Consider the following 13320-nt stretch of genomic DNA (forward strand, 5'->3'; position numbering starts at 1 on the left):
ATTATTAAGTGTTAACAATTACTCGCTGCAATGAATTCATCTAACTTCTGTTTGGCATCTCCATTTTGGACGGTTTTTCTGGCTAAATCTACTCCAGTTTTAAGATCAGATGTTTTATCTGCCAGGAACAAAATAGCCCCGGCATTGGCCAGGCAGATATCCATCCTGGCTTTCTGTTGGGCAGTTTCTCTTTTCCCATCCAGTACATCCATAGCAATTTTCATGTTTTCTTCCAGAGTATCCGGAGCCATAATGAACTTTTTATCCGCCAATTCTAGTCCTAAATCATTTGGTTGCAACTGAAAAACCTTTATTTCACCACCATCTAAAATTGCTACTTTGGTTTTGCCGATTATGGAGATTTCATCCATTGCTACATTATCTTCATCATCAAAACCATGCAATACCATGGCCCTTTTAACCCCTAAGTTTTTAAGGACATTGGCTATTGATTCCACATATTCAGGGTCAAAAACTCCCATAAGATGGATATCTGCATTTGCAGGGGAAGTCAATGGTCCCAAAACATTAAAAACTGTGCGGATTCCCAGTTTTCTCCTTACAGGCATTACATGTTTGGTGGCAGGATGGAAGTTAGGGGCAAACATAAATCCCATTCCTGTTTTTTCAAGGCATGCTTCCACATCCTCTGGTTTACCATTTATATTAACTCCCACAGCCTCTAAAATATCAGCACCACCACATTTACTACTCACAGCTCTGTTTCCATGTTTGGCAATGGCCACACCATTAGCTGCAGCAATAATGGCGGCAATAGTACTCACATTAAAGGTTTTAAAACTGTCCCCTCCAGTACCACAGGTATCCACCAGGGGTTCATCTAGCTGGACTGATACTTTAATGGAAACCTGGCGCATAGCCCTTACAAAACCCGTTATTTCGGATATGGATTCACCTTTAGTGGCAAGAGCGGATAATAAAGCAGCCATGTGCACATCACTGGCACTACCACTTACCATTTCCATCATACAATCATAAGCCTCTTTTTCCTCAAGATCCTGTCGGGATACAACCTTTTTTAAACACTCTTCAATCATTTGCATCACTGTTTCCGGGTGGCTGCCTTAAGATCATGACAGAACGTGCTGATCTTATCTAACATCATCTTTTTATCAGGGAGATTCTCAGTTATCAAGTTCAATATGGCACTGGCCACAATGGCCCCATCTGAACCGCTATTTATAACGTTTTGTACGTGTTCAGGTTTAGAAATCCCGAAACCAACCACAATTGGGAGGTCGCTGTGGGTTTTGACCCGTTCCACCAGTTCAACAGTGCTGAATTTAAGATCATCACGTGCTCCGGTGACACCCATAACTGCCACCACATACAAAAACCCGCTACAAATCTGTGATATTTTCGCCAGACGTTCATTACTGGTGGTCTGGGCAACCATGAATATCTGCTGAACTCCATATTTTTCTGAAGCATCAACTGCATCTTGAGCCTCTTCTGGTGGTAAATCAGCAGCAAGAATAGCATTAACCCCACTTTCCTTGGCATTTTGGTAGAATTTGCCTATTCCCATTTTATAAATTAAGTTATAGTAAACCAGAAGTCCTATGGGGATGGAAGTGAACTCCCTTATCATTTTAATAAATTCAAATCCCTTTTCTGTAGTCATTCCGGCATTTAAAGCCCTAATATCTGCAGCCTGAACTGTTGGTCCATCAGCCACCGGGTCACTGAAAGCAAAACCAATCTCCAAGGCGTCTGCTCCATTTTCTACGTAGGTTTTTACAATTTCCAGGGAGGTTTCAAAATCAGGATCCCCGGCAACAATGAAAGGAATGAATGCTCCTTCTTTTTTATCCTTAACCCGCTGAAGCATCTCATCATAACTTTCCACTTCCATCTCACCGGAACTCATATTTCCACCCCCATTTCACGGGCAGCCAGAAACATATCTTTATCTCCACGACCGGAAAGATTAATTACAATGGTTTTACCCTTATTTTTGGGTATATTGGCATATTTAACTGCATAAGCAACCGCGTGAGAACTTTCCAGGGCAGGAATTATGCCTTCATATTTGGAGAGCATCTCAAATGCTTCGAGTGCCTCTTTATTAGTTACAGCATCGTATTTTGCCCGGCCAGTGACTTTTAGGTAGGCATGTTCCGGACCTACTCCAGGATAATCAAGACCAGCAGAGACTGAATGAGCCTCAGCGATCTGCCCATCATAATTTTGAAGGACAAAAGAGAATGAACCATGTAATACTCCCTCTGTACCCTTACACAGGGTTGCTCCGGTTCGATCAGTATCCACTCCATCTCCACCACCTTCAACACCGATAAGTTCCACTTCTTCATCATCCATGAATCCTGAAAATATTCCCATAGAGTTACTTCCACCCCCAACACAGGCAATAACTGTATCTGGAAGTTTACCTTCCTTTTGAAGAATTTCTTCTCTGGTCTCCCTGCCAATAACACTCTGGAAGTGTTTCACCATGGTGGGGTAAGGGTGGGGTCCCATGGTGGAACCTATGAGGTAATGGGTGGTGTCCACACTGGCCACCCAATCACGAAATGCATCATTTATAGCATCTTTAAGGGTTTGTGAACCATTTTCAACGGGCAAAACCTTAGCTCCGGAAAGTTCCATCCGGAAAACATTTAACTTCTGTCGTTCCACATCTTCTGATCCCATGTAAACTTCCACAGGGATCCCCAGAAGAGAACCAACAACTGCTGTGGCTATACCATGCTGCCCAGCACCAGTCTCAGCTATAATTCTCTTTTTACCCATATATTTAGCTAAAAGTCCCTGTCCGAGTGTGTTATTTATTTTATGGGCTCCGGTGTGGAGCATGTCTTCTCTTTTAAGGTATATTTTACATCCTACTTTTTCTGAAAGATTCTTGGCATAATATAAAGCTGTTGGACGTCCAGCGAATTCCCTTAAATAATAATCAAGTTCTTCATTGAACTTTTTATCATCCTTATATTTTAAGAATGCCTCCTCAAGCTCTTCAAGGGCGGGTATTAGGAGTTCTGGCACGAACATTCCTCCATATTTGCCGAATTTCCCATCAGTTATCATAAAATCACCATTATTCCTATTTTTCATTAAATCATATTGTTATCAAATATTTTGGAGTAATTCATTTTATAATGTTTTAATTTTCATTAATTTTTGAATTTTATCAGAATTTTTAACTCCAGGTTCATCTTCTACACCCGAGTTAACATCAAAGAATGTGAATATCTTCGCCAGGGGGTTCCCTTCATTTTTAATTCTTTCAATGTTCATTCCTCCAGCAAGGAAAAGTTCAATATTTTCATTATGAGATTTGGCGATTAGAGCTGCTTCTATCGCAGTATCTGTGGGGATCTGTTTCCCAGTTCCTCCGGTTTTTCCATGAATTTCATAATCAAAAAGCAGGTAATCACAGACATCTGCAAAATCTTCAATCTCTTGTTTTTTAGCAGGATCAATCATTTCAGATATTCCAATCGCTCGTGTAACGGTTAAACGAGAGTTATTATTCTTAATTTCTCCGATTTCATCTGGGGAAAGGGAATGAAGCTGTATATTATTCAAACCTGATTTTTTTATCCTTTCGTTGGCATCTACCATATTTGCAGGTTCAATTACAAGCACTGCCTTGTTTTTATCCATCATGGTAGAGGTTAATTCTTTGATCTGGTCTGTTTCCACCCTTCTTTTGGATCTTTCAATGTTGATGAATCCTATGAGATCTGCACCTGCCTTTTCACAGGTTTCCAGGTCCATTTTGTTTCGTATTCCGCAGATTTTTATCTTCATATCACAGTCACTGCTGCACTATTGGCTATTCTATTGGCCCTGGCATTTTTGGCGGAATAAACCAATTCTCTGACCTTTCCATTGATATTATTGTTTGTCATGATGCTGGTACCCACCAAAAGGGCGTCTGCACCGAAACTGGAAAGTAATTCGACATCTTTGGCATTTTTCACTCCACTTTCTGATACCATGATGGTGTCAGAGGGTACTGACTGTGCTAATTTTTCAGTCCTTCCCAGATCAATGGAAAAATCGTTGAAATCCCTGTTATTTATTCCTATTATTTTTGCACCAGCTTTGGTTGCTAGTTCTATTTCTTCATTATTTTTGCACTCCACCAGAGCGTCCATATCAAGGTAGTGGCATAATTCGATCCCTTCCAGGAGGTTGGGATATAAACTGGCCATCAGGAGAACTGCACTAGCACCGTAGGCTCGAGCTTCATAAATTTGGTAGGGATCCAGTATGAAATCCTTGCGTAGTAAGGGAAGTTTGGTTATTCTGCAGGCCATTTTTAAATTATCAATATTACTTTTAAAGTATGATTCTTCAGTTAAAACTGAAACTGCACTGGCTCCTCCTTCTTCGAATTGGGGAAGAACCTCATCTATCGTAAGAGGACTGATATTTCCCAGAGAGGGGGATGCTGGTTTATATTCGCAGATAATGGAAACATCATCCTCTTTAGTTAAGGATTTTGCAAAATCAGTCCTGAGTTTAACCCGTCTGATATTCTCTTTTAACTCGTTAAGTGGTTGATATTTCATTCTAACCTTAAGGAACCTTTTTCTTTCCTGTATAATATCAGCGAATTTCATGAGACTTCCATCTCCAGGAAATTTTTCATAATGATTTTACCATCATGGGTTCCAATGGATTCTGGGTGGAATTGGAGGCCAAATATGGGATATTCATGGTGTTTTATGGCCATGATCATGCCTTCATCAGTTTCAGCCAGGATATCAACAGATTCTGGTGTGGTATCCCGTTTACATACCAGGGAATGGTATCTGGCAGCTGGAAGAGGACTGCTCACTCCCTGGAACATTCCATTATTTTGATGGATTATTTGAGTTTGTTTTCCGTGCACGGGTTCTGTGCGGATTATTTGGCCACCAAATGCGGTGAAAATTCCCTGATGTCCCAAACACACACCTAACACTGGGATTTTTTTACCTACCTCCAGGATAGTGTCTTTGGAAACTCCGAAATCCCTTTCGTTTTCAGGGTTTCCTGGTCCAGGAGATATGATAATTTGGGATGGTTGGAGTTTTTTTATCTCTTCCACAGTTATTTCGTCATTTCTGTAAACTTGGATGTCTTTTTCAAATTCTCCCACTAGTTGATAAAGATTATAGGTGAAAGAATCGTAGTTATCGATTATTAGTATCATTTTGCTTCACCTGACATGTTAAGTGCGCTTAAAAGTGCCTGAGCTTTGTTTTCACATTCATAATATTCACTGGTGGGAACTGAGTCATGGACTATTCCTGCCCCTGCCTGTATTTTTCCATGGGCACCGTCACATACCAGGGTTCTTATGGTTATGGCAAAATCTGCATTCCCATTTAAACCGAAGTATCCCACTGCACCGGCGTAGGGTCCGCGGGGGATCTGTTCCAGTTGATTAATTATTTCCATAGCCCGGATTTTAGGGGCACCACTTAGGGTACCTGCAGGGAATATGGAGGCAAAGGCATCCACGGCATTTTTACCATTCTGGAGTTTGCCCTGCACCCTAGATACAATATGCTGAACATGGGAGAATTTCTTCACAGTCATATATTCTGGAACATGTACTGTGCCAAATTCACTTACCTTCCCAATATCATTACGGGCCAGATCTACCAGCATCAGATGTTCGGCTCTTTCCTTTTCATCAGCTAAAAGTTCTCGTTCCAGATTTAGATCTTCCTGTGGTGTTTTTCCACGTTTTCGGGTTCCGGCTATTGGATAGGTTTCAACATCCTTTCCTTCCACCCGTACCAGCATTTCCGGACTGGAACCGATTATCTCCCTTTGACCCAGCTTCAAATGGTACATATAGGGTGATGGGTTGATGTTTCGGAGAGTTTCATAAAAAGACAGTTTATCCCCGGAAATTTCATATTCACGGGCATTGGAGATGACACCCTGGAAGATTTCCCCGGCTTTAATTTTATCTTTAGTTTCTAAAACCATATTTTCAAATTTTTCACGGGAAAAATGATGGTTTTTTTCTTTAAAGGATAATTTTTTGTTGTTAAATTCTTCACGGGAAGTTTCTTTGATTTCATCCAGCCGATTTTCTCCAAGGGTTATATATTCACATTTATTCTGAAGCCGGTCAAAGATCACAGCATCCATGAAAAGTCCAAATTCATAATCTGGCATGGTTCCTATTTCCACTTGGACTGGTTCAAAGTATCGCACTGATTCATAGGATACATATCCCACCAATCCCCCGCGGAATCCTTTTTTCTTACTTCCATTTCCAATGATACCTTTAATTTCATCAAAGGGATTTGGAGTTTCAAATTCTAGGGTTTCATCTTCATTCTCGATTTTGAGAATTCCATTCTGGGCCTTGATAATGGCGGTTGGTTTGAAACCTATAACTGAGTATCTGGCCAGACCACCATCACTTTCCATGGACTCTAGAAGGAAACTACTGGGATATTTAGAGTATATTTTTTTGAAAAGTTCGAAAGGAGAGTCAAAATCTATTTGAGTCTTTTGAACTTCTTTATTTTTCAGTTCATATTCGCCAAAAGCATTCACAGCCCTGCATTTTTTCACCATAATTAGTCACTGACACTCATATACTTCATTGTACTATTTAAACCTTTAGAGTATAAAAATGTACATAAAATTAATTATATGGGCACTGCTAAATGGAACATATAGAATGGTGCAGAGCAGTGAAAGTGAAATGATTACTGTGGAAAAATTTAGGTATCATGGATAAAACTTAATTATCATGGAGAAAACCGCATGTGGGACCGTGTAAAACATAAATTCGAAAAATTTCCAGCAAGAATGGGAGTAGCACGTAAAATAGTTGAACTAGGGCTAAGGGTTGGTGAAAATGGCAAAATTTACTGTGGAGACGTGGAAATAACTGACGTAGCCCTAGCACGAGGAGCAGACGTGGATCGCAGATCCATCCGGGCTACAGTAGAAGTGATAATGGATGACCCGGAACTAGCCGCCATTTTCAGCAACATATTCCCAGCCGGAGCCTTACTTAAAAACGTAGCCAACGATCTTGGTTTTGGAGTGGTGGAAGTAGAAGCCCATGCTGGTGCTCCAGGCATACTGGCTAAAGCCACCCAGTTAATATCACAAGAAGGTATAAGTATCAGACAGGCCCATGCAGGGGATCCCGAACTGGAGGAAAACCCAAAACTAACCATAATAACTGAAAAACCAGTTAAAGGGGATATGATCCAGAAATTTCTGGCTATTCAGGGGGTTAAGAGAGTTTCTATTTATTAATCAATCTAAAATGGGTTAAAAAACAAGAAAAACTTTGAAAACTTATGAAGAAGAAAAAATGAAAAATATAAAATAATATTCTTTAATTATGCATTTTTCACGGTTTTAACTTTTCATGCTTCTTCTTCATCCATAATCTTCAGAAGTTCATCCCATGCTTCCAGGGATTCTTGAGCTTCCTGGTCAGATAAAACCTCTATTGCATATCCTGAATGTACCAGGACGTAACGACCCACATCCACATCCTCTACTAGATCCAGTTTAGCTTGTTGCCTGACTCCACCAAAGTCCACAGTGGCTACATTATTATTAATTTCTACAATTTGAGCTGGTGCTGCGATACACATTACGATCACCTTCTAAAAGTTATTTTAAAGAGTTAATATTCGTTTTCGGATTAGTTGGATTAACTTTACCTTGAATTGTATTAAATTAGAAGTGTTTTACTAAGAATTCACCCAAAGTTTAGTTATTTTAATAGATACTCATCACAATATAAATATCTTGGGGAGGAATGGATTTTTTAGTTATGAAATTGATTTCATATTATGTGTAAAGTGATGAGTATGTAAGTGGGATGATGAAATGAAAATGGTGATAATTGGGGGAGGACCAGCAGGCCGCACTGCAGCTACGGAAGCAGCACAACTTGATGCAGAAGTCACATTAATTGAAAGAAAACATATTGGAGGAACTTGCCTTCATGAAGGTTGCATGGTAGTGTGTGGATTGAATGAGGTAGTCCGTTTTCATGAAAACTCTAAAAAATTCCACCAAATGAGTATCATCTCTAATCAACCCCAAGTTGATTATTCCAAAGTGGTCCAGGGGATAAAAAAGGTAATAGGTAAAATAGAACGGGTTTTAAAACATGAAACCAGACAATCAGGGGTAGAAATAGTCCTGGGAGAAGCATCAAAGATCAACGAAGAGACAGTGGAAGTTGATGGGGAAGAATATCCATATGATAAACTCTTAATATCCACAGGTTCTAGACCATTCATCCCGCCTGTCCTGGGAGTGGAGAATGCTTTAACCTACCGGGATGTTTTAAATTTTAAAGAAGTACCTGAAAAACTAAATATCGTGGGTAGTGGTGTAATTGCTGCAGAATTTGCAGGAATATTCTCATCACTGGGAAGCCAGGTTAAAGTATTGTGCCGTGGCAGTTTTTTAAGAAATTTAGATGGTGAAATCAAAAAATATGTATTAGAACATCTGCTTCGTGATGTAGAAATCACAGAAAACGTGCAGGTTAATGAAATAACCAGTGAGGGTGCAATCACTTCTGGTGGGGAAGTAGAAGGGCCGGTATTTTTGGCCACAGGCATGACACCCAACTCAGAAATAGCTGAAAATCTGGTTGAAATCGGATCCAAAGGTCAAATAAGGGTTAATAAACAAATGAAAACCAGTAATTCATCTATTTATGCTGCAGGTGATGTTGTGGGGACGGTTGGCAATACTCCAGTGGCACGTAGGGAGGGTGTTGTTGCAGCGAGAAATGCATGTGAAATATCAGCTACCATGGATTATTCCATCATACCTCAATCCTTAACACTTTACTATCCAGTTAGTTTTCTAAACACTGAAAGTGAATTTAAAAATTTTAAAGATGAATCAGAAGCATTCAATGTTCGTATAAGGGGTTCAGGTGGTCCCGGTTCATTCTGGAATGTTCTGGAGGGGAATACTGGTTTTACCAAAATGTCAGCAAACCTAAAAACCGGTGATATACTCAGTGCATCTTCAATATCACCTTCATCCAGTACCAGCATACCATACCTGGCTAAGATGATTAAAGATGGTTATAAAACATCTGACTTTGATGATTTTATAGAAACACACCCTTCAACAGATGCTATTTATAAATTACTGCATTTTTTGGCAAAATATGGCTAAGTAACATGTTAAATAATAAAAAACAGATTTATCCTGCATAAACCAGAGTGTTTAAGTGTAATGCTCAGAATACGCAAATGATTGTTGTTTATTCATCCCTCAATCCTGCCATATATGATACTGGCTATTTTATCAGAGGCTTGCAGGACATCTTCGCTGTATTTAAGTGCGTTTTCTTTTAGTTTGCCCAGATCAGTTAATGCTTGTTCAGTGACTTTTTCGATATCTTCAAGTTCACTTTCCAGCACAGCTCCTTTGAAAATCGAGGCAAGATTATGATACCTGCCATATTTAACTCCTAAAAGGGCTATAATGGGTAATTGGCATGCAATAGCTTCCTGGATCATCATACCATCATCAGTAAGTACAGCCAGGTCAACGATCTTGTAAAGATCTCTTATCCAGTCAATGTAGCCCAGATAAATAATGTTTTTTTCCTTAAGATATTCCCGATATTTCTCTTCTAAAGGATCTCCAACAACCAGTATATTGGCGTTTACACCACTTTTCCCCAGTTTTGATGCTCCCAATGCCATTTTTTCAAATAAAGTAGAACCAGATGAGAACAAGATGGTGGGACGACTAGAATTAAACTCTTCTGGCAACTTAACAAGGGCTTTATTCTCATCTCCCACAACGATCTCGGGATCAACAGGGGAAAAAGCTTTATGGATCCTTTCATCCTTCAGATCAAGCTGGAAAAGGTTTGACTCAGGTAAAGCCACAGTGGTAGTGATTTTGGTGCATACTTTGGCATCGGCAGGGGTTATTAAGATACCCACTGAGGGTGTGTTGGCCATTTTAGCCCCTAAACATCCAACTACAGCCCCACCTCCAATCACACCCACCACCACATCAGGGTTTACTTTCCTTATGAGGCGAGCAGCTTCAACTGCTGCTTTAGAAGTTCTAACTGCAGCTTTTGCCAGAGTTTTTTTAGTTGCAGCATGACCTCCTGCCTGAGGAATGCTAATTTTATACCAGTTTAAATCATGTTTTTTGAGTAAAAGTCCAGGTGCACTGTGATCTAATGCAAATTCACATTCAACACCATATTTTGATAGGGCATGAGCAATATTGAGGGCGGTGACTGCATCTCCCCCAATTCCTCTTCCAGTAACTATGAATAAAGCCTTCATTTAAACTCCTTTAAGCATAAAATCATTGTTATGTTTGGTAATTATTTCATATTGGCAACATTTCATAATAAATCTTTCCAGAAATTCTTATCTAAGAAATTATAATGAAGACTCTTATTTAATGAAAATTTTCATTGAAAAAAATCCGTATTCCAGATGAACTCGTAGATACCGGATATTGTGTCCACAAATTCCTGATATTGATTCCATATGCCTATGGCAGTTTCAGATATGGCAGTGTTCCCTGAAAGTTTACAAAATGCTATTAACATCTCTTTTTTATCTCTTACAATGAGTTTAATGAATGGAACCGGGAAAAACTTGATTTGGAGAGGTAAACTTTTTAGAATCTCCTGAGTGGGTACTTCAACATCATCAACCCAACATACAGGAGCAGTGAGCATTCTTATGTTAACTCCTTTCTGTAATGGTTTTTCAAGGTTACTCTTAAGTTCATCAGGCTCTTCTGGAAACATTAAACCCCCCATTATAAACAGAGATTCTTTAGCACGGGATATGATCTCCATTTCCTTACTCAGAATTTTTTCCTGGCCATGCAGCAGCCAGATTGGTGCTGGAACCTGGGGGATTTGACTTTCATAAACCATGTTAAGTTCAGCCTCTGCCTGATCCATGGTTTCCCGGATATGGTTTCTGGATCTTTTAAATACTTCATGTGGAGGGATTACCGTGAATTTTAAAGGTTTTCCCCTGTTCATTTCAACGAAATCCTTTTCCACCAGGTTTTTCAACACTTGATATACTTTTGATCGAGGGACATTGGCGGCTAAACTGATTTCAGTAGCATTTGCAGAAATTAATGATGTTAATGCCACGTAAGTTTGTGTTTCATAATCGGTGAGGCCCATTAATCTCAAAGCTTCCATTGATTCTCTGTTTAAAGCCATTAAAATCATTTCCTTTGGGTTTATTTATTTTCATCCTTTTTTTATCGATATTTTAATTCCAAGATAATCTTTGTTTCATTTTATACTATATTAGTGACAAAATCTATAAATGTTTCTTCTCAGGATATCATAAAGTTAGAAGTAAGAAAGGTGAAAATATGACTTCAGAGAATGAATATGCCATCGTAACCAACCACCTCACCAAAAAATTCAAAGATTTCACTGCAGTGAATGATTTGAACCTTAAAGTGAAGAGGGGTGAGATATATGGACTTTTGGGTCCTAATGGTGCAGGCAAAACTACCATGATCAAAATGCTGGCCAGCATCATCAACCCCACTTCAGGAGATGCAAGGGTGCTGGGGGAAAAAATTCCTGATGGTAAAATAGCACCTAAAATAGGTTACATGCCCCAGGAAACGGGTGTGTACCTGGGACTTACCGTGGATCAGAATCTTAAATTTTATGGAAGGATATTCAACCTTGAAAAGGATGAAGTGGAAAAAAGGGAAGATGAACTTCTAAAATTTGTGGACCTTTCTGACTGGAAATATGAAATGGCGGAAAACCTCTCAGGAGGAATGAAACACCGAGTGTCACTGGCTTGCACCCTAATTCACCAGCCAGAACTTCTATTTCTTGATGAACCTACTGTAGGTGTTGACCCTGAACTCAGGGTGTCCTTCTGGAATTACTTCAACCAGCTACGGGAGAAAGGTGTTACCATCCTTATAACCACCCATTACATGGATGAGGCACGCCACTGTGACCGCATAGGTTTCATGCAGAGAGGCCATCTCATAGCAGAAGATGCACCCATAAATCTGCTTGAAGAAAGTGGTAAAGATTCACTGGAGGATGCATTTATGGAGTTTTCTAAAAGGGATGAAACCCATGAAGAGGTGGGGTCATGAAATTTTATCGTGTGATGGCTGTCAGTCGCCGAGTTTTCCGCGACGTGGCCAATGATAAGCGTAGTCTGGCAATGTTATTCATAGCTCCCATCTTTGCCATGTGCATATTTGGGCTGGCCTTCAGTGGTGATGTGGAGGATGTGAATGTTATCATTGTAAATCAGGACAATGGATTCACCCCTCCCATGGGAAACACCACTTATCTATCTGAAAAAATCATTGACAACCTGGATACCAAAGTTTTGAAAATCCAGAATATGAGTAACGTTGATGAGGCACGTCAAAAGGTTGTAGATGGCCAGGCATCTGCAGTGATCATATTCCCTGAAAACTTCACTGAAAACGCCATTTTGAAGACCGAAAATTCATCCTATCCCGACAGTGCAGAGATTGTAATTCAAGGTGATGATAGTATAACCAACATCAAAAACGCCATCTTGAAGACGGTAAACGATGCAGTTTCTGACACCATGTCTGAAGAAGGGGTAAACCCAGCATTGAAAGTAACTTCAGACCCTATTTATGGTAAAGATGCAGAATTCATTGATTTCTTCGTGCCGGGGATATTGGCCTTTGTAGTTTATCTATTAACAACCATATTAACCCTTATAACCTTCGTAGGGGAACGATCCAACGGCACCCTTGAACGAGTGCTGGCCACTCCAGTTACCGAAGGGGAAGTGGTGACCGGGTATGCCATTACATTCGGCACACTGGGAATCACGCAGGTTGCACTCCTTCTTATCATTGCCATCCTGGTATTTGACATTATGGTGATTGGAAACGTGCTTTTAGCTTTTTTAGCAGTGGCAATTTTAGCAGTAACCTGTCAGGCACTGGGAATATTATTATCCAGCCTGGCCAAACGTCCAGAACAGGCAATACAATTTTTCCCATTTGTAATATTGCCAGCATTCCTTCTTTCTGGAGTTTTCTGGCCAATACAGGCTATTCCAGAGTGGTTAAGGCCATTATCATATCTGGTTCCGCCCACTTATGCGGTAAATGCTTGCAGGGCAGTGATGCTTAAAGGATGGGGATTGGATAAAATATGGCCAGATCTCCTAGCTCTGGTAATATTCGCCATTTTGTTCATGGTTTTAGCAGTGTATTCCTTGAGAAGAGGAAAACAATGAAAATAAAATCAGAATATTATTAATATTTCTTTTTTTTTATTTTGAGTTA

At 39.8% G+C, this 13320-nt stretch carries 14 protein-coding genes; 4 read left to right on the plus strand and 10 right to left on the minus strand.

What is annotated here, in order from left to right; all coding sequences use genetic code 11:
- Positions 1-11: 11 nt before the first annotated feature.
- The 7 genes from trpD to trpE all read right to left on the minus strand — a co-directional run bounded on the left by trpD (position 12) and on the right by trpE (position 6576).
- On the minus strand, positions 12-1058 hold the full coding sequence (trpD, locus tag J2743_RS10920; RefSeq protein WP_209627127.1) for an anthranilate phosphoribosyltransferase: 1047 nt from the start codon (positions 1056-1058) through the stop codon (positions 12-14).
- A gap of 5 nt (positions 1059-1063) precedes the next feature.
- Positions 1064-1891: a tryptophan synthase subunit alpha gene (gene trpA, locus J2743_RS10925; RefSeq protein WP_209627129.1), complete on the minus strand. Its 828-nt coding sequence runs from the start codon at positions 1889-1891 to the stop codon at positions 1064-1066.
- A complete protein-coding gene (gene trpB / locus J2743_RS10930) occupies positions 1888-3069 on the minus strand; it encodes a tryptophan synthase subunit beta (protein WP_209627131.1) in 1182 nt (393 codons plus the stop codon). Before trpB ends, trpA begins: the two co-directional genes overlap by 4 nt.
- A gap of 66 nt (positions 3070-3135) precedes the next feature.
- Entirely contained in the window at positions 3136-3795 is a 660-nt protein-coding gene (locus J2743_RS10935; RefSeq protein ID WP_209627133.1) for a phosphoribosylanthranilate isomerase, read from the minus strand.
- Entirely contained in the window at positions 3792-4613 is an 822-nt protein-coding gene (locus J2743_RS10940; RefSeq protein ID WP_209627135.1) for an indole-3-glycerol phosphate synthase TrpC, read from the minus strand. Before J2743_RS10940 ends, J2743_RS10935 begins: the two co-directional genes overlap by 4 nt.
- Entirely contained in the window at positions 4610-5188 is a 579-nt protein-coding gene (locus tag J2743_RS10945; protein WP_209627136.1) for an anthranilate synthase component II, read from the minus strand. Before J2743_RS10945 ends, J2743_RS10940 begins: the two co-directional genes overlap by 4 nt.
- A complete protein-coding gene (trpE, locus tag J2743_RS10950) occupies positions 5185-6576 on the minus strand; it encodes an anthranilate synthase component I (protein ID WP_209627138.1) in 1392 nt (463 codons plus the stop codon). Before trpE ends, J2743_RS10945 begins: the two co-directional genes overlap by 4 nt.
- 192 nt (positions 6577-6768) lie before the next feature.
- Between trpE and trpY the strand changes: the two genes are divergently transcribed.
- Positions 6769-7272, plus strand: a complete 504-nt coding sequence (gene trpY, locus J2743_RS10955) for a TrpY family transcription regulator (protein WP_209627140.1) — start codon at positions 6769-6771, stop codon at positions 7270-7272.
- Positions 7273-7385: 113 nt separating this feature from the next.
- On the opposite strand, the gene J2743_RS10960 is transcribed toward trpY, so the two are convergent.
- The gene (locus J2743_RS10960) at positions 7386-7619 is read right to left on the minus strand and encodes a HypC/HybG/HupF family hydrogenase formation chaperone (protein WP_209627142.1); all 234 of its coding nucleotides are present in this window, start codon (positions 7617-7619) and stop codon (positions 7386-7388) included.
- A 238-nt stretch (positions 7620-7857) separates the two neighbouring features.
- Here J2743_RS10960 and J2743_RS10965 point away from each other — a divergent pair, with 238 nt between their 5' ends.
- Positions 7858-9174: an FAD-dependent oxidoreductase gene (locus J2743_RS10965; protein ID WP_209627144.1), complete on the plus strand. Its 1317-nt coding sequence runs from the start codon at positions 7858-7860 to the stop codon at positions 9172-9174.
- A 92-nt stretch (positions 9175-9266) separates the two neighbouring features.
- On the opposite strand, the gene J2743_RS10970 is transcribed toward J2743_RS10965, so the two are convergent.
- Complete coding sequence (locus J2743_RS10970; RefSeq protein ID WP_209627146.1) at positions 9267-10313, minus strand: glycosyltransferase; 1047 nt, start codon at positions 10311-10313, stop codon at positions 9267-9269.
- Between the two features lie 131 nt (positions 10314-10444).
- The gene (locus J2743_RS10975) at positions 10445-11221 is read right to left on the minus strand and encodes a TrmB family transcriptional regulator (protein ID WP_209627148.1); all 777 of its coding nucleotides are present in this window, start codon (positions 11219-11221) and stop codon (positions 10445-10447) included.
- A gap of 158 nt (positions 11222-11379) precedes the next feature.
- Here J2743_RS10975 and J2743_RS10980 point away from each other — a divergent pair, with 158 nt between their 5' ends.
- Both J2743_RS10980 and J2743_RS10985 read left to right on the plus strand, forming a co-directional pair.
- Positions 11380-12135, plus strand: coding sequence for an ABC transporter ATP-binding protein (locus J2743_RS10980; protein ID WP_209627150.1), 756 nt, complete (start codon positions 11380-11382; stop codon positions 12133-12135).
- Positions 12132-13271 (plus strand): ABC transporter permease, encoded by a 1140-nt coding sequence (locus tag J2743_RS10985; protein WP_209627152.1) that lies wholly within the window; start codon positions 12132-12134, stop codon positions 13269-13271. Before J2743_RS10980 ends, J2743_RS10985 begins: the two co-directional genes overlap by 4 nt.
- The last annotated feature ends 49 nt before the right edge of the window (positions 13272-13320 follow it).

Origin of the sequence: Methanobacterium petrolearium (genome assembly GCF_017873625.1) — an archaeon.
Classification (GTDB): domain Archaea; phylum Methanobacteriota; class Methanobacteria; order Methanobacteriales; family Methanobacteriaceae; genus Methanobacterium; species Methanobacterium petrolearium.

Coding starts and splice junctions, on each gene's coding strand:
- trpD (WP_209627127.1), bottom strand. CDS start 1,058: ATGATTGAAGAGTGTTTAAAAAAGGTTGTATCCCGACAGGATCTTGAG.
- trpA (WP_209627129.1), bottom strand. CDS start 1,891: ATGAGTTCCGGTGAGATGGAAGTGGAAAGTTATGATGAGATGCTTCAG.
- trpB (WP_209627131.1), bottom strand. CDS start 3,069: ATGATAACTGATGGGAAATTCGGCAAATATGGAGGAATGTTCGTGCCA.
- J2743_RS10935 (WP_209627133.1), bottom strand. CDS start 3,795: ATGAAGATAAAAATCTGCGGAATACGAAACAAAATGGACCTGGAAACC.
- J2743_RS10940 (WP_209627135.1), bottom strand. CDS start 4,613: ATGAAATTCGCTGATATTATACAGGAAAGAAAAAGGTTCCTTAAGGTT.
- J2743_RS10945 (WP_209627136.1), bottom strand. CDS start 5,188: ATGATACTAATAATCGATAACTACGATTCTTTCACCTATAATCTTTAT.
- trpE (WP_209627138.1), bottom strand. CDS start 6,576: ATGGTGAAAAAATGCAGGGCTGTGAATGCTTTTGGCGAATATGAACTG.
- trpY (WP_209627140.1), top strand. CDS start 6,769: ATGTGGGACCGTGTAAAACATAAATTCGAAAAATTTCCAGCAAGAATG.
- J2743_RS10960 (WP_209627142.1), bottom strand. CDS start 7,619: ATGTGTATCGCAGCACCAGCTCAAATTGTAGAAATTAATAATAATGTA.
- J2743_RS10965 (WP_209627144.1), top strand. CDS start 7,858: ATGAAAATGGTGATAATTGGGGGAGGACCAGCAGGCCGCACTGCAGCT.
- J2743_RS10970 (WP_209627146.1), bottom strand. CDS start 10,313: ATGAAGGCTTTATTCATAGTTACTGGAAGAGGAATTGGGGGAGATGCA.
- J2743_RS10975 (WP_209627148.1), bottom strand. CDS start 11,221: ATGGCTTTAAACAGAGAATCAATGGAAGCTTTGAGATTAATGGGCCTC.
- J2743_RS10980 (WP_209627150.1), top strand. CDS start 11,380: ATGACTTCAGAGAATGAATATGCCATCGTAACCAACCACCTCACCAAA.
- J2743_RS10985 (WP_209627152.1), top strand. CDS start 12,132: ATGAAATTTTATCGTGTGATGGCTGTCAGTCGCCGAGTTTTCCGCGAC.